Source organism: Treponema sp., from assembly GCF_045641405.1.
Taxonomy (GTDB): Bacteria; Spirochaetota; Spirochaetia; order Treponematales; family Treponemataceae; genus Treponema_D.
In genome coordinates this window covers 85786-101940 of sequence record NZ_JAZUGX010000073.1, presented here as the reverse complement: position 1 = coordinate 101940, position 16155 = coordinate 85786, and the positions used below count along the sequence as shown (strand labels likewise).

Sequence of the window (16155 nt, the reverse complement as noted above, 5' to 3'; positions counted from 1 at the left end):
AAAAAGTTTCCGGCATCTAGTGATTCAAACGCTTTCGCCCATTCTCTTTTCAACTTTCTGTTTTCAATCTATACTTCACACATGGAACACAATATGATTCTCTCCGCATCAGGATGGAGAAAGATTTTTACAGAAGACAAAAACGGCGAAAGCTCATCAAAAGAAATCGGCAACGACAACAAAATTCTTTCCTATTCAATTGGATCAACTTTTGCTGAATACATAAAATCAGTAACAGGCAACGCAAGACCAGAAGTAGTAATCGCAACAGACACTCGTCCAACAGGAGCTGAAATTGCGCGGGTAATACTCAATGCCTGCAGCTGCAATGAAATCAAACCAGTTTACCTCGGTTACGCTTCGGCTCCAGAAATCATGGCCTATGCAAAAAACTTTGACGGATTCATCTACATTTCCGCAAGCCACAATCCCGTTGGACATAACGGAATCAAATTCGGTCTCAGCGACGGAGGAGTTCTTGAAGGCGGAGAAGCAAAAAAAGTTATCGAAAGCTTCAAGAAAAAATGCGCAGAAATTACACAGGATGAACAGGCTGCACTTCTAAAAAAACTTGAAGGGATTCCTGCTGTTGGAGCCGCAAAATACTATAAGAAGCAGAGCCTCAAATCATATGAAAAATTCATCCGTCACGTAATAAGCGGCTGTGAAAAACCTGCAGCTCAGAAGGTCATCTTCAATGAAATCAAAAAAGCATGCAAGAAAAATCCTTTAACTTTGGTATGCGACATGAACGGTTCAGCCCGTGGTGCTTCCATCGACAAGAAGTTCATTCCATCATGCAAAATTAAGCTTGAATCATTCAACGATATTCCAGGACAGATTGTCCACGCAATCATTCCTGAACCTGAAAATCTTGTGCACTGTGCAGACAGAATGCAGCAGATGCAGAAAGATGGAATCACATCCGCTCTCCTTGGCTACATGCCTGACTGCGACGGTGACCGTGGAAACATTGTCTACTGGAATGAAAAAACTCAGACAGCCCAGCCAATTCCTGCACAGGAAGTATTTGCACTTTGCGTAATGGCTGAACTTTCCTTTGAATACTGGAAAAATCCATCCACAAAAAATCTTGCGGTCGCCATAAACTGCCCTACTTCCATGCGCATTGATGAAATCGCATCAAGCCTTGGAGCAAAAGTTTTCCGTGCGGAAGTCGGTGAAGCAAATGTAGTCAACCTTGCCCGCGAAAAACGTGCGGAAGGATTCAACGTTCGCATATTTGGAGAAGGAAGCAACGGTGGAAACATTACATATCCGTCTGCAGTCCGCGATCCTGTCGCAACGATTTTCGCACTCGTAAAACTTCTTTCACTCCGAGATACAAAAAATGGAGAAGGACTTTTCCATATCTGGTGCAAAAAAAGCGGACAGGAAGACAAATACAGAAATGACTTTACGCTTGCAGATGTAATCGACACGTTGCCAGCCTACACTACCACAGGCGTAAGCGAAGACCGTGCCGTCCTACAGGTAAAGATGGAAGACAAAGGAAAGCTTAAGGAAAACTTCAAAACTGAGTTTGAAAAATTCTTTTCAGACAGAAAAGCAGAATTTGAAACTGAGGGAATTTTCAGCTGGACATGCTGTCTTACCAACGGAACAAAGGAAACTGTTGGAGACGAAAACTGGAACAATGCCAACGGCGGACTTAAAGTTCGTTTCCATGATAAAAATGGGAATCCTGTTGCCTTCATCTGGATGCGTCCAAGCGGAACCGAACCTGTTTTCCGCGTAATGTGCGACGTAAAGGGAAACAACCAGGACCTGGAGAAAAAACTTCTCCAGTGGGAAACAGAAATCCTCAAGAAGGCAGATGAATAATATATCAAGCAGCAGTACCTTTATCTTGCAACTCCAACAGATTCAACAAGGGTAATGCTGTTTGCCTTGACCTCAAGGTTTTCAAACTCTTCCGTTACAATCAATTCCTTGCCTCGGTAATATTCAACTACGATGGAATAGCTTCCTGGCTCAAGGGTAAAACCACCGCCACAAACTTTGCTTGGAAGATATTTTGCCTGCCTTACATCAGCAGTTTCAGTAAGGTTAACGGCATTGATTGTCGGACCCAAAGCTATAAGGGCAAGTTCCCTGAAGAAATCATTTTTGCAGGCGTTGTATGTAATGATTGCGCTTGCAACCACACTACCTTCCTTAACGGTACTTCTGATGAAACTTCGCATGAATGCTTTCTTTGCTTTTGAAGCAACATCCTTGTTTACTGCCACATCAAAATTTTCAACAACCTTCAATACTTTTGATTCACCATTTTTTACGGAAACCTTAACTCTGTAATTCCCGTCTGGAACACCATCTACAGTAGGCCATACATATTTAAGGTGAGGATTCATTGCTGGAATGTCATATATGTAAAATGGAATCTGAATAGAAGCTTCCACTCTCTCCTTGATTTTTCCAGCAAGAGCAACAACATCAAGCCTTCCCATTCCATATGGAATGTTGAAATCGTCAACAAGACTTGCTCCGTTTGGATTCAAGGCACGGTACTCCCGTTCATGAAGCTTTGGATCTCCGCTGTCATCCTGAAGATATAACAATGCGGCAAGATAATGGGCAAAAGAAGAATCCTTGTATAAGTCACCCTCATTTGCATTTCTTGGAATCGAATCCTTGTATTCATTCATATTGATTCCAAGAGTTGCAGCAGATGCATCCGCAGCAGTGGAATCTTCCTCTTCAGAAAGAATAAGTTCTCCATATTTATTGATGTATTCTTTCTGCTTGTTTTCAATCATACGGATTTCAACCAGGGCTTCCTTAAGGTCACCCATGTTGTAGTAATTAAGGCTGTTGAAAGCATTTACAAGCATGTACTCATAGACATTCCCTGCATAATCAGATGCATTTTCGTTGGCAATAGCTGCCGCAATTCCTTTTGTTATGCTTCGTGTAAAAGCATCATCAAGAGCCTGATTTGTTGCATTGAAATATTCAGCAGAGCCTGCATAATCACCTGCATAATTCTTAAGAAGAGAAATATCTATAGCTGTTTCAATGTTTTCCGCAGCCTTTGTGTTTTCTAGCATGGAAGCACATTCACCGTATTCCCCACTTTCAAAGCATTGATCGAATTTCACCTGATCAATTTTCTTTGTAGAACCACAACCTGTCAAAAGTAAAATGCAGACAGCAGAAATTGTTAAAGATTTTATTTTCATGTCTGATTATTAAAGCTTAACCTTTGATCTTTTAACAACCTTCTTTATTGAATCGTCTTCCCCAGTCCAAAGGATTCTGTTTGTTTCAATATCAACAAGCTGCACATCAACGAAATAGGCACGGACAGATTTTTTACCTTCCTTCTGAACGATAGATTTTACAGTTCCGATGAGCATATAGTCCGCTGCAGTTTCATTTCCAAGAGACTTTGCATTGACTGTAGTTTCCTGCTGATCATCCTTTTCTTCACGGAGATAATCACGTTCATTTTTAGATGCAACAAAATTCATAACACCACTATTGATGATTGCATTACGGAATTTAGTTTCAATGATGGAAGTATCAATGTGCTCCGAACTGTTGTTTTCTATTTTTCCGATGATTGCATATGGCATCTCGCCAGTGATGCTTTCAATCTTTGCAGACTTTTTTCTTACGGCAGGAGAATTGACACACTGTTCGATAAGGCTGTCACATACAATTTTTACATCGTTGTCATTCCAGAATCCATCAAGATCAGTAAGCTTGTCCGAATCAACTCTTTTTACCTTGGCACTAAAACATAAGGCCGAACAGATTGAAAGCAAAACAATGCTTAACAAAATATTTTTTCTCATTCCTTTCCCCTTAAAAATTTTACAGTTTCTTTAAACATATAATAGAACAAGTAAAATTTATTTGCTATACTTTTTTTTATAATTCTGTACTCATTGATAGGAGATATATTTTATGAACCAGAACGAAATCCTTGAAGCAGCAAAAAAGTACATTGCTGAAGAAAAAGACGCGGATTTCCGCAAGGAAGTTGAAGCTCTTGTTGCAAAGAAGGACATGAAGGAACTCGAAGACCGTTTCTACACAACACTTGAATTCGGAACAGGTGGTCTTCGCGGTGTTATGGGTGGCGGAACAAACCGCATGAACACTCTTGAAATCAACAAGGCAACACAGGGTCTCGCTAACTACGTAATCAAGGCTTTCCCTGCAAAGGCAAAGAAGGGAACTCTCAAGGCAGTTGTTGCATACGACAGCCGCAAGAACTCTGACAAGTTTGCAGAAGCAACAGCACGCATATTTGCAGCAAACGGAATCACAGCTTATCTCTTCAAGTCACTCCGCCCAACTCCAGAACTTTCATTTGCAATCCGCAAGCTCAAGGCTCAGACTGGTGTTGTTGTAACAGCATCACACAACCCACCTCAGTACAACGGATACAAGGCATACTGGGATGACGGTGCACAGGTTATCGAACCACATGATGTTGGTATCATCAAGGAAGTTAACGCTGTTGAAAAGATCAACACAATGAGCAAGGCTGCAGCAGTCAAAGCTGGCAAGCTCATCGTGATCGACAAGGAAATCGACGAACCATACTGGGCAATGATCAAGAAGGAACTCTTCCGCCCAGCCCTCATCAAGAAGGAAGCAAAGAACGTTAAGATCGTTTACACACCACTCCACGGAACTGGTGCTATGCACGTAGAAAAAGTTCTTGGCGACCTCGGACTCAAGGTTATCACTGTTCCACAGCAGAAGAAACCAGACGGAGCATTCCCAACAGTAGAAAAGCCAAATCCAGAAGAAGCACCAGCACTCAAGATGGCTGTTGAACTTGCAAAGAAAGAAAAGGCTGATGTTGTAATGGCAACAGACCCAGATGCAGACCGCTTTGGTACAGCTTTCCCAGATGAAAACGGAAACTACGTTCTCGTTACAGGAAACCAGATGGGTGCACTCCTCTGCGATTACATCCTCCTTTCACGCACAGAAAAGAAGAAGATGCCTGAAAATCCTGCATGTATCCGCTCAATCGTTACATCACCATTCGTTGATGCAATCTGTAAGAAGTACAAGGTAAAGCTCATCGAAGTTCTCACAGGATTCAAGTGGATCGCAGCAGCAGAAGCAGAATTCGAAAAGAACAAGACAAACAGCTATGTATTCGGCCTTGAAGAAAGCTACGGCTATAAGATTGAAAAGTCTGTAATGGACAAGGACGGCGTTTCAGCAGCTGCCCTCTGTGCAGAAATGACACTTTACTGGAGAAGCCAGGGAGTATCTTTGCTCCAGCGTCTCGATGAAATGTACAAGAAGTACGGATACTTTGAAGACCGCTCAATCAGCAAGTACTTCCCAGGCGTTAAGGGTCCTGCAATCATGGGCGGAATCATGACAAAGCTCCGCACAGAAGGACTCAAGACTCTCGGTGGAAAGAAGGTTCTCAAGATCCGCGACATCGGAGAACAGGTTGAATTCGATCCTGCAAAGAAGGACAAGAAGAAAAAGCTCAAGTTCCCAAAGAGCAACGTTCTCCAGTTCTTCCTTGAAGGCGGAACAATCGTTTCTGCTCGTCCATCTGGAACAGAACCAAAGATCAAGTTCTACATCAACAGCTGCACACCAGTTAAGGGTGGAAAGGACACTGAACTTGCAAAGTCTAAGGCAGAAGCAGCAAAGCTTTGTGATGCAATCTCTAAGGAAATCACAAAGATCCTTGATTCAGCTAAATAATTGAGTTTCAGTTGATATTGAAATAATTAATCCGAGGAATTCCAATTCCTCGGATTTTTTTTTATTATAGAAATAGAGGAAAGTTATGAAAAAAGTATTATCAACAGTGCTAGTTCTATTTTTCACTGCATTCTGTTTTGCAGAAAAGAAAATTTATGTAAACACAAACTCAGCAGATCTGATGAATAAAAAATCTCTCTTTGGGAAAATGGTTACAAAGGTATCATATGGTGCCGAGCTTATCGTCCTTGATGCGGACGGTGACTGGACTTACGTTCAGGTCTCAGGAAAACCTTCAATAAAGGGATGGGTTAAAACCAACAAAACCAGCGAAAGAAAAATTTCATCAAAGGGATCCGCAAACGCAAAGGAAATAGCTCTTGCGGGTAAAGGATTTTCTGCAGAAATTGAAAACCTCTATGCAAATTCAGAAAACGGAAACTATAAGGCTGTGGATGAATTGGAAAAATCAACACAGGACATGGCAAAACTAAACGACTTCATTGAAGAAGGAAAACTCAAGGGAGGTGACAGATAATGAAACGCATCCTATCATTCATCACAACCCTTTCCCTTCTTACAGTTTCGGCATTCCTTTTGGCTTCATGCGAAACCATGGCTTCTGTAACAAAGGTTTCAGCAAAAGTTCTTGGAGAAGCCGGTGTCCTCAGCGGAAGTACTGTAGAAGCAATAGACAAAAGCATGGACGATGTGGAGAATTCAAAAATTTCTTTCACTCTTGAAGAAGAATATTACATTGGGCGCAGTGTTGCTGCATCAATACTTTCCAAATACAAGGTATACGGAAACAAGAATGCAACTGCATACGTTTCAAACATTATGAACACCCTTGTTATTGCCTCCAATGCAAACGAAATGTTCAACGGATATCACATTGCAATTCTGGACACTGATGAAATCAATGCCTTTGCAACTAGCGGAGGACATATCCTTGTTACTAGAGGACTCATGAAGTGTACTGAAAACGAAGATCAGCTTGCAGCCGTCATAGCACATGAACTTGCACACATTTCAAAAAATCATGCCATTCAGTCCATCAGTAGCAGTCGCAAAAAGGATGCATGGAAATCACTTGGTCTTGCCGCAGCAATGACTACAGCAGATGCAGTTCAGAACTCCAAGGGAAATGATTCCAATATAAAGACATCAGATCAACTTGCTGAAGTTACAAAATCTTTTTCTGATATAATTGGTGACAGCATCGACACCCTCATCAACAGCGGTTATTCAAAGAAGTTTGAGTTCGAAGCAGATGCATACGCCATCACCATTTTAAATGCAGCCGGATATAAGGCAAGAGAAATGGACGCAATGCTTTCACAGCTTGAAAAGAACACCCCTACAGGAAGCACTGGTTTTGGTAAAACTCACCCTTCCCCAAAGGAAAGAAAAACAAACCTTAACAAAAAATATGGAATCTATGCGGACGTAGATTTAACACCACGCCTTACAAGATATAACATGGCAAAGAAGTCATTCTGATTTTTTGGAGCAGAATAAATGAAAAAAAAACTTGGGAGATTAATTCCGTGGACCATATGTGTCCTTACATTTCTTGTAATCATTGGCCTGACAAAGCTAAATGTATTTCAGTCCCTTGAATTCAAATCCTATGATGCAAGGGTAAATTTTTCTGCCAAGTTTTCAAAACCAAATGACGACATTGTCCTGATTCTTGTTGACCAGTACAGCATAACTCAGGCCAACAAAACATTCGGCTGGAGTTGGCCTTGGCCAAGAGAAGCTTATGGAAAAATCTACAGTTTCCTTGACCAGGGAAAAGCTTCAAGCTGTACATATGATATTCTTTTTACAGAACCTTCCATTCTCGGACAATCGGACGACGATGCCTTTGCAAACCTTCTCTCTTCAGGAACTCACACAAAATCTTATGCCGCCCAGTTCATGAGTGAAGGACAATTGCTTAATCCCATAGAAAAAATCAAAGACTCCCTTTCAAATCTTTCAAACACCACCAGCGCAACCGACGAAGACGGAACCATCAGGCGTACAAGAATTACAGATGATTTTGAAGGCCATACTCTTGTATCAATGGGATTCCGACCAGTTTACGATTTGGAAGATGGTGTTCCTTCTGGATTGCCTTCTACATATGACAACACCAAGAACACGGAAACTCTCAGACTGAATTTCAGAGGGGACATAAACCGATATCCTCATTTCTGTGCCTTTGACATCCTGGACTGCATTGATAAGACTTCAAGAGGAGAAGAATATGAAGATTTTTCAGCGGAAGATTTCGAAAATGCCCATGTATTCGTCCTTTATTATGCACCAGGACTTTTTGATATCTGCTCTTCTCCAGTAAGTAAAGTTTATCCAGGATCTGGAATTCCAATTACAACCCTGGACAATCTTCTTAGCAAGGATTTCATAAGGGATATTCCATTATGGCTTAATTACCTGTTCGTATTGCTCTTTTGCATTGCAGGAGTACACCTTGCTCACTTCTCGGGAAAAAGAAAAAGAACATTTTCCATAGTAGCAGCAAATATTCTGTCAATAACTTTAGGAATTGGACTTGTAAACGCATTAACATACATCGGCTTTGTTAAATGCCTTTATATGTGGTCAGTACCACTTCTGGCAGCATTCGTTTTTTCATACCTTGCAAAAGCCAGCATTGATTACTTTATGGAAGGCCGCCAAAAAAGATTCATCAAAGGAGCCTTCAGTCAGTATCTTAGTCCAAGCGTAATCAATCAGCTGATTTCAAATCCTGAAAAACTTAAGTTGGGCGGAGAAAAGCGCAACATCAGCATTTTCTTTTCAGACGTTCAGAGTTTTACAACTTTAAGCGAGGGACTCACTCCGGAAAAACTTACAGACCTTCTGAACTGTTATTTAAGTGAAATGTCTTCAATAATATTAGAAACTGGCGGCACAATTGATAAGTATGAAGGAGATGCCATCATCGCCTTTTGGAATGCACCTACAGATATTCCAAACCACAGCAACATGGCCCTTGAAGTTGCCGTAAAATGCCAGCAGCGGCTTAAGGAAATGGAAGACTTTTTCATTTCAAAAGTTGGTCGCCCAATGTGGACTAGAATCGGAATCAATACGGGAGATGCCGTAGTCGGCAACATGGGCAGCCAGACAAGATTCGATTACACCATGTTTGGAGATGCTGTAAACCTTGCATCCAGACTTGAAGGCCTGAACAAGCAATTCGGAACATACATAATGTGCAGCGAATCAACAATGGCCCAGGTATCGGACAATGGAACAAACCTTGCTTTCCGTCAGCTTGGAAAAGTTCAGGTAGTTGGAAAAACTCAGGCAGTCACAGTGTATGAACCAATGCTCAAGGAAGAATATCAGAAGAACTTTGATTCCCTTGAAAAATTTTCTCAGGGTTTGAATTTGTTCTACGATGGAAAGATAAAGGAAGCCCTTTCTGTTTTTGAAACAAACACTAGCGATGCCCCAAGTTCAAAGTACGCGGAACATTGCCGTGAAATCATTGAAGATAAAACGGTCATTGACGAGCACTGGACTGGAGTTTGGATTGCAAAAGGCAAATAAAAAAAATGGGTTCCAACATTAAGATACTTACAGACAATAAAAGAACTGTCCGTGATTTTTTTGAAAAAGACTACACCTATGTTGCGGTCGATACGGAAACAACAGGTCTTCATCCCAAAGAAAACTTTCTCATTGAAATTGGCGCGGTAAAATTCAACCGATACGGTCTTCTTGATGAGCCTTTCGACATTCTTATTAAACCTCCCGTTGAAATTCCCATGTACATAACCCAGCTTACAGGAATCGATGATTTCATGGTAAGTAAAAGTCCTACAGCTGCGGAGGCCATTGAAAGATTCAAGGAATACTGCGGTGGGAAAGATACAATTTTGATTGCTCACAACGCTCCCTTTGACATTCATTTTATCGATGCTGAACTAGAACGAATTGGACAGCCAAAGCTCGAACATCAGGTAATAGACACTCTTGTAATGACCAGAGCGTTTCATCCTGACTTTAAAGGAACTGAAGAAGGAGCTTACAGACTTCAATCTCTTGCCAATCGCTATGGGATAAACGTCCTTCAAGCCCATAGAGCAAATGATGATGCAAGAGTCTGTATGGAACTGTTTAAGCATCTGGTACTCGAAAAGAAAGAAAACACTGACATAAAGACACTTGCCATGCTTGCCCTCAATTCCTGATGTTTATATTATATTTTTCTGTGTTATAATTGTTCTCATGGAACCATGGAACGGATTTAGAAAAGGAATAAACCTTGGTGGCTGGCTTTCACAGAGTAGCTTGAAAAAAGATCATCTTGATACATTCATCACAAAAGAAGACATAAAGCAGATTGCAGACTGGGGACTTGATCATGTAAGGGTTCCTGTCGATTATACGCTTCTGCAGGATGAGAAAGGTGGGTCAAAGGAAGAGAATTTCGAATATCTTGACCGTTGTCTTGAATGGTGTGACGAATACAATGTAAACCTCATCATTGAAATTCATAAGTTCTACGGTTACTACTTTCTTGACGGAGAAACCGATGAAGGATTTTTCCACAATGAAAAAGTCATCATGCGATTCATAAACATCTGGATTTCCATTGCAAAACGCTACGGCTCAAGACCAGACAGAATCTGCTTTGAACTTCTGAATGCCGTAATGGATGCAACAGATCAGGATTCCTGGATGAACATTGCAAGAAGTGCCATTTCAATTATCCGTGTATTTGCACCGACAACAAAAATTCTTGTATGCGGCTCAAGCCATTCAAGTGTTAATGCAATAACAACCCTTTCGGATTTTCATGACCCTAATGTTGGATTTAGTTTTCACTGCTACGAGCCTTTGCTTTTTTGCCAGCAGCAGGCTTATTGGAGAGACGATATTCCAAACGATGCAAAAATGAGCTTTCCTGTATCAAAGGAAGAATACCATGAACGCCTGGAAAAATATCCGGCAATCAGATTTTCGGCAAAGAATACCTGTCCAGATCTTCTTGGTCCCGATTACTTCAAGAACCTTTTTCAACGTGCTGTAAACTATGTCGAAAAACTCAACACCATCATTTACTGCGTTGAATACGGTGCCATTGACCGTGCAGACAACGCCTCTACTCTTCAATGGTTCAAGCAGATCCACGAAGCCTTTGAATTTCACGGAATCGGAAGGGCACTATGGACATATAAGGGACTTGATTACGGTTTGAAGGATCCTCGCTTCGAAGGAATAAGGGAGATCATACTCCAATACCTTTGATTCACAGGCTCTGCAACATAGCATAGACGCAGTCACCAGCCCTTTCTACTTTTCTGACCATATCAATGTATTGAAGTTCTTCCTTTACATCAGCACCAGATTCAAGTCGCTTACGGCTGGCCCGTTTCAATTCTTTCTTAGTCTCATCAATTTTTTCTTCAATAAGTTCTCCAGCGTTTTTTTCCTCTACGCTGAATCCAACAGTAAAATAAAGGCAGACCTGTTCATAAAACACGCGGACACGCTCAACATATTCACTTATTTCTTTTGAACGGATGAAGTTGAAATCATAATCTGAATTAGAAACATATTTTTTAACGGTGTGCATGAGAGAGCATGTTTCATCGCTTAAGTTTTCAAGGGCATCAGTAATATGGAGCAGAGTTGAAAAATAGACTCTGTCGTCTCTATTTGCATTTGGTAGCCTTGAACACTTCTGAAGGAATTCAGTAATCGCTCCATTCATCTCATCAATATAGTTTTCAAGATACCTGACATGTTCATTTTCATTTTCTGCATTTGCAGGATTTATGAAACTATTGCATACAGAGTCAAACATTTCCATAACTTTTGCGCTCATCTTTGTAATTTCCTTTTGTATCTGAAATGAATAAAGATCAGCACTGATTCTTGAATGTGGAAGAATCGTTGGAAGATGATAATGTTCATCCTTTGCCTCAGCAGACTCTGAAATAACTTTTTTTGCGATGGTAGCAATCTGGCTGACAAAAGGAATGAATACCAACGTTGCGCAGATGTTGAAGACAGTATGAAGCATGGCAATATGAGTCGTAATATTTGCGGCAGGTTCTAGAGGGACGATAAAATCTATCAGCTGAAGGAAAGGATTGAAAACTGCAAGTGCAAGTAATGTTCCAGAAACATTGAAGGCAACATGAACAAAGGCAGTACGCCGCGCATTTACGGAAGCACCAAGACTCGACATGACAGCATCTACGGTAGAACCAATGTTGCTACCTAAAACAATTGCCGCACTAAGGTTCCATGACAAGGTGCCATTTGCCGCCATAGTCAAAACTATTGCCGTCATAGCAGAACTTGAGTGGATCAATGCCGTTATGAAGGCACCTATGATAACTCCAAGAAATATACCTTTTATTCCCCAGTCATTTATGACAGCAAATATTTTGCTTGCGGCAGGTCCAAGGGAAAGGCTTTCTTTTAACAGCCCAAGACCCATGAAAAGCAATGCAAATCCCATGAAGCATTCCGCAAAGTTGTGTATCTTTAAGCGCTTAAAGTATTTAAGGATATACCCGAATCCAAAAAGCGGGACAGCCATTGCAGAAATCGAAAAACTGAATCCAAAGAATGAAACAATCCATGCCGTTACCGTGGTACCTATATTGGCTCCAAAGATAACTCCGATTGCCTGTTCAAGGTTCAGAATTTCCGCATTGACAAAGGAAACAACCATGACCGTAGTTGCTCCAGATGACTGAATGATGGCAGTAACACCGATACCAGTGAGCACGGCATAAAATCGGTTACCCGTAATCTTGCCAAGAAGCTTCTGCATACCGCTTCCTGCTCCCTTTTGAATACCGTTACTCAGCATGTTCATTCCGAAAAGAAGGAGACAAAGAGAACCTGCAAACCCCACAATCTGTGAAATTACATTCATAATCATGGTTAAATTATGATTAATTGCAGAAAGTTTGAAAATCAAATTTATGTAAAATTTATGTAAAATTCTTCATTAATCAAAAAGAGAGGATTTAAGTCTGCCTGATTTACTATACGGAATTATAGATTCCAAAGAGAAAAACAAAAAACAGAGGCTTTATACTGGGAAAACAACAGTAAACGTACTGCCCTTTCCAACTTCACTGGTCAAAAGAATGCTTGCCTGATGATATTTAGCAGCATGCTTTACAATGCTGAGCCCAAGACCAGTGCCTCCATTCTGTTTTGATCGACTTTTATCGATTCTGTAAAAGCGTTCGAAAATTCTTTCCTTTTCTGATGCAGGAATTCCGATGCCTGTATCCTTTACTGTAAGGATCACGCTTTTGCTGTCAATCAGATTCTGAAGGGTAACATCAACCTTTCCACCCTGAACATTGTACTTTATGGCATTGTCCATAAGGTTATAGACCATTTCATAAATTACAGGCTGAACTCCGTTGATAAGTCCGCTGTCCCCGCTCAGGTTTACAGTCACATTTTTTGCTTTTGCCGCTGCAGAAAGAACATTCATGGCTTCACGACAGATTTCGCGGAGACTCAAAGCTTCCTTTTCAAGGCTTATGGATTTTTCATCCAGTTTTGAAAGTTTGATGATGTCGTTGACAAGGGTAATCATGCGCTGAGCCTCATCGTAGATGGACCCTGCAAAATCCCTTGTAACCTTGGGGTCTGTCCCCTCTGTCTTCAATATTTCAGCAAATCCACTGATACTTGTAAGCGGTGTCTTCAATTCATGACTCACGTTTGCCGTAAACTGCTGGCGAAGTTCTTCCCTCTGGGATTTTTCAAAATTCTCTTCCGCAATTCTTTTTGTAAACGGCTTCAATTCTTCGTAGACCTGACTTGCTTCCGGATTTTCAAGATCAATAAGGTTCAAAGGCTCTACGATTTTTTTGCTTATCCAGGAAGCAGATATGCCAGAAACAATTACGGCAAGAACCAGCATCACCATCAGGATCTGGCTCATACCCAAAATCAAGACCCATACTGAATGCTGGTCACAGCTGATTCTCAACACATCACCATTGGAAAGAAGCCTTGCAAAATACAAAGTTTTTTCAGTCATTGTAGAAGAAAATCTTGCTATCTGCACTGAACCTTTTGTTTTTACTTCAAGGAATTCCTTTCTGCTGCCATGGTTTTCCAAGGTCGCAGCATCCACCGTGTTGTCAAAATAAACTTTTCCATTTGAATCAATAAGCGTTATACGATTCTCAGTCTTTAAAGAACCAAGATGATCAAGATTATTTTCCAGAACATAGCTTTCAAGAAAATTGCTTTCCGTTTCAAGTTCAGAAAAAATCTGTTTTTCAAAATAACCGTACATGTTGGAGATAAACAAAAAAGCACAGATAAAATAGATGAATGCTCCAACAGAAAAAGTATTTGTAAAAATTCTAAAAGTAAGCGATCTGTTTTTCATACGAATTTATATCCTACGCCGCGAATTGTTTCGATGTTCTTTTCATATTCACCAAGCTTTGCCCTCAAAGTTCTAATGTGTACATCGACGGTTCGGCTTTCAACGTCTGATGAAAGGTCCCATACAGATTCAAGAAGCAGTTCCCTTGTAAGCACATTGCCTCTGTTTTTCATAAGAAGCAGAAGTAGATCGAATTCCTTTACCGTAAGGAATATCTGCTGGCTGCCTGCAAATACGGTATGCTGGTTTTCGTCAAGTTTAATTCCACCCGCTTCAAGAATTTCTTTTTTTGAATCTGACTTTTCATACCTTCTAAGAACTGCCTTTATCCGTGAGACAAGAGCCATCATGCCGAATGGTTTTGTAACATAGTCATCAGCTCCAGCATCAAGCCCCGTAACAACATCGTATTCCGAATCCTTTGCCGTAAGCATTATTACAGGAACGGTTGAAGTCCCATGATTAAACCGAAGTTTTTTTAGAATTGAAATTCCATCTTCCTCAGGAAGCATAATATCCAGAAGCAACAGATCAGGCTTGTTGTTTTCCAAAGCCTGCCAGAAATCAGAAGGAAGGGAAAAATCCTGAACATCAAAACCCTGACTTGTAAGTGAATATTTTATAAGTTTTCTGATATTGTCATCATCTTCCAGTATGTAAACCATACCTCTATATATAGATGATTTGATGAAAAAATCAATTATTGAATTGTAAAGATTGTGTAAATTATAAAAGCTTATGCCAAAGATGTGATAAAGAATTTTCCGTAAATGCGAAGCATTCTGCCCGCCCGGTTATGCGGCCAAAGAAAACTCGACCAAAAGCACCAAGGGGTATCAACCCCTTGGTGCTTTTGCAGGATCTATCGGCGACGACTTCTGGAACACCATCAGGCACATCTGGTTTGTCCCCTTGATGCTATCTGTTCCTGCAGTTCCTATTACATCACCGAATACAAGATAGTCGCCTTTCTTTACCTTTATCGACCCCAGTCCACTATAAACATAGATATGCCCCGTCTTTGTCTGTACGAAAACAACCTGACCGTAACCGCGATAGTTTCCAACATACATTACGGTTCCAGCCCTGATCGCAGTGACATTCTCGTTCTTTGCACAGCCAAGCTGAACACCGCTGATTTTTCCTGTCATGTATGTGATTGTCGGATTCTTAACAGGCCATGAAAGGTTTGGATCGCCTTTCTTTGCAGAATATTTTCTTGGATCATCTGGAAGGGACGGAAGATTTGCATTTGCAGTATCTACTATTGTTACTGGAATCTTAAGTTTCTGTCCAGCCTTAAGTTCAGACTTTGAATCAAGCCCATTAAGTGTTTTAAGCTCATCAACCGTGATGGCATTGACCTTGGCAATGTGATAGAAAGTGTCACCCTTCTGAACCGTATATGTATCAAATTTTCTTGCTTCAACCTTTGTGTCAGCAGATTTGGTTTCAACTGTTTTTGATTCAGTCTTTGATCTCTCTGTAGAAGAAGCAACTCCCTTATGGGGAATCTTTATCTTCTTTCCAACTTTTAGGACTTCATTTTTAGTATAGCCATTTATTTCAAGAAGCTCATCTACGGTAATCGAATTGTTTTTTGCAATGCGGTAGAAAGTGTCGTCCTTCTGCACTACATATGTATCGTAGGCGACCGATGAATTTGACTCTGCCTTTTTTTCAGCCTTGTCTATGCCTGGAATTTTAAGCGCTTGACCGATCTTAAGAGTATCATTTTCAGTAAGTCCGTTTGCCGAATAAATTTCGCTTACCTTTACGCCATATTTTCTTGCAATGGAATAATAGGTATCACCGCTTTCAACCTTGTGTGTAATGTCTGCAAAAGCAAGGGCAGACATGGAAATAAAAACAACGGATGCGGAAATAAAAAATTTAGACACTTTCATAATCTGATTTTCGGCATAATTTCCAAACGACTGAAGAATTCTTTTCAAATTCCCTTTATTAAGGCGTGCATATTCACTATAATGCATTGGCAAGTATCTATTATCATTTTTCTATATTAGGAGTAA

13 protein-coding genes are annotated in these 16155 nt (G+C 40.6%); 7 read left to right on the top strand and 6 right to left on the bottom strand.

The features are described from left to right. Positions 1-81 precede the first annotated feature (81 nt). Positions 82-1845 (top strand): phosphoglucomutase, encoded by a 1764-nt coding sequence (locus ACKI39_RS11765; RefSeq protein ID WP_407400758.1) that lies wholly within the window; start codon positions 82-84, stop codon positions 1843-1845. Between the two features lie 20 nt (positions 1846-1865). On the opposite strand, the gene ACKI39_RS11760 is transcribed toward ACKI39_RS11765, so the two are convergent. Both ACKI39_RS11760 and ACKI39_RS11755 read right to left on the bottom strand, forming a co-directional pair. Continuing rightward, positions 1866-3203, bottom strand: coding sequence for a COG3014 family protein (locus ACKI39_RS11760; protein ID WP_407400756.1), 1338 nt, complete (start codon positions 3201-3203; stop codon positions 1866-1868). A 9-nt stretch (positions 3204-3212) separates the two neighbouring features. Further along, positions 3213-3821 (bottom strand): penicillin-binding protein activator LpoB, encoded by a 609-nt coding sequence (locus tag ACKI39_RS11755; protein ID WP_407400754.1) that lies wholly within the window; start codon positions 3819-3821, stop codon positions 3213-3215. 112 nt (positions 3822-3933) lie between these two features. Between ACKI39_RS11755 and ACKI39_RS11750 the strand changes: the two genes are divergently transcribed. The 6 genes from ACKI39_RS11750 to ACKI39_RS11725 all read left to right on the top strand — a co-directional run bounded on the left by ACKI39_RS11750 (position 3934) and on the right by ACKI39_RS11725 (position 10989). Continuing rightward, positions 3934-5715 carry a phospho-sugar mutase gene (locus tag ACKI39_RS11750; protein ID WP_407400752.1) on the top strand — a complete coding sequence of 594 codons (1782 nt, stop codon included), beginning with the start codon at positions 3934-3936 and terminating at the stop codon, positions 5713-5715. Positions 5716-5800: 85 nt separating this feature from the next. Next, positions 5801-6253, top strand: coding sequence for an SH3 domain-containing protein (locus tag ACKI39_RS11745; protein ID WP_407400750.1), 453 nt, complete (start codon positions 5801-5803; stop codon positions 6251-6253). After that, positions 6253-7218, top strand: a complete 966-nt coding sequence (locus ACKI39_RS11740) for a M48 family metallopeptidase (protein WP_407400748.1) — start codon at positions 6253-6255, stop codon at positions 7216-7218. Before ACKI39_RS11745 ends, ACKI39_RS11740 begins: the two co-directional genes overlap by 1 nt. An 18-nt stretch (positions 7219-7236) precedes the next feature. Continuing rightward, the gene (locus tag ACKI39_RS11735) at positions 7237-9285 is read left to right on the top strand and encodes a CHASE2 domain-containing protein (RefSeq protein WP_407400746.1); all 2049 of its coding nucleotides are present in this window, start codon (positions 7237-7239) and stop codon (positions 9283-9285) included. A 5-nt stretch (positions 9286-9290) separates the two neighbouring features. Continuing rightward, complete coding sequence (locus tag ACKI39_RS11730) at positions 9291-9929, top strand: 3'-5' exonuclease (RefSeq protein WP_407400744.1); 639 nt, start codon at positions 9291-9293, stop codon at positions 9927-9929. Between the two features lie 37 nt (positions 9930-9966). Beyond that, positions 9967-10989 (top strand): glycoside hydrolase family 5 protein, encoded by a 1023-nt coding sequence (locus tag ACKI39_RS11725; protein ID WP_407400742.1) that lies wholly within the window; start codon positions 9967-9969, stop codon positions 10987-10989. Position 10990: 1 nt separating this feature from the next. Here ACKI39_RS11725 and ACKI39_RS11720 read toward each other — a convergent pair whose 3' ends face one another. The 4 genes from ACKI39_RS11720 to ACKI39_RS11705 all read right to left on the bottom strand — a co-directional run bounded on the left by ACKI39_RS11720 (position 10991) and on the right by ACKI39_RS11705 (position 16029). Beyond that, positions 10991-12640 (bottom strand): Na/Pi cotransporter family protein, encoded by a 1650-nt coding sequence (locus ACKI39_RS11720; RefSeq protein ID WP_407400740.1) that lies wholly within the window; start codon positions 12638-12640, stop codon positions 10991-10993. A gap of 153 nt (positions 12641-12793) precedes the next feature. Continuing rightward, a complete protein-coding gene (locus ACKI39_RS11715) occupies positions 12794-14122 on the bottom strand; it encodes a sensor histidine kinase (RefSeq protein WP_407400738.1) in 1329 nt (442 codons plus the stop codon). Next, the gene (locus tag ACKI39_RS11710; protein WP_407400736.1) at positions 14119-14787 is read right to left on the bottom strand and encodes a response regulator; all 669 of its coding nucleotides are present in this window, start codon (positions 14785-14787) and stop codon (positions 14119-14121) included. Before ACKI39_RS11710 ends, ACKI39_RS11715 begins: the two co-directional genes overlap by 4 nt. 171 nt (positions 14788-14958) lie before the next feature. Further along, positions 14959-16029 (bottom strand): LysM peptidoglycan-binding domain-containing protein, encoded by a 1071-nt coding sequence (locus tag ACKI39_RS11705; protein WP_407400734.1) that lies wholly within the window; start codon positions 16027-16029, stop codon positions 14959-14961. Between the last annotated feature and the right edge of the window lie 126 nt (positions 16030-16155).

Excerpts from the sequence above, each read along its gene's own strand:
- ACKI39_RS11730 (WP_407400744.1), top strand. The coding sequence starts at position 9,291 with ATGGGTTCCAACATTAAGATACTTACAGACAATAAAAGAACTGTCCGT.
- ACKI39_RS11720 (WP_407400740.1), bottom strand. The coding sequence starts at position 12,640 with ATGATTATGAATGTAATTTCACAGATTGTGGGGTTTGCAGGTTCTCTT.
- ACKI39_RS11765 (WP_407400758.1), top strand. The coding sequence starts at position 82 with ATGGAACACAATATGATTCTCTCCGCATCAGGATGGAGAAAGATTTTT.
- ACKI39_RS11745 (WP_407400750.1), top strand. The coding sequence starts at position 5,801 with ATGAAAAAAGTATTATCAACAGTGCTAGTTCTATTTTTCACTGCATTC.
- ACKI39_RS11705 (WP_407400734.1), bottom strand. The coding sequence starts at position 16,029 with ATGAAAGTGTCTAAATTTTTTATTTCCGCATCCGTTGTTTTTATTTCC.
- ACKI39_RS11760 (WP_407400756.1), bottom strand. The coding sequence starts at position 3,203 with ATGAAAATAAAATCTTTAACAATTTCTGCTGTCTGCATTTTACTTTTG.
- ACKI39_RS11715 (WP_407400738.1), bottom strand. The coding sequence starts at position 14,122 with ATGAAAAACAGATCGCTTACTTTTAGAATTTTTACAAATACTTTTTCT.
- ACKI39_RS11740 (WP_407400748.1), top strand. The coding sequence starts at position 6,253 with ATGAAACGCATCCTATCATTCATCACAACCCTTTCCCTTCTTACAGTT.
- ACKI39_RS11735 (WP_407400746.1), top strand. The coding sequence starts at position 7,237 with ATGAAAAAAAAACTTGGGAGATTAATTCCGTGGACCATATGTGTCCTT.
- ACKI39_RS11710 (WP_407400736.1), bottom strand. The coding sequence starts at position 14,787 with ATGGTTTACATACTGGAAGATGATGACAATATCAGAAAACTTATAAAA.
- ACKI39_RS11725 (WP_407400742.1), top strand. The coding sequence starts at position 9,967 with ATGGAACCATGGAACGGATTTAGAAAAGGAATAAACCTTGGTGGCTGG.
- ACKI39_RS11755 (WP_407400754.1), bottom strand. The coding sequence starts at position 3,821 with ATGAGAAAAAATATTTTGTTAAGCATTGTTTTGCTTTCAATCTGTTCG.
- ACKI39_RS11750 (WP_407400752.1), top strand. The coding sequence starts at position 3,934 with ATGAACCAGAACGAAATCCTTGAAGCAGCAAAAAAGTACATTGCTGAA.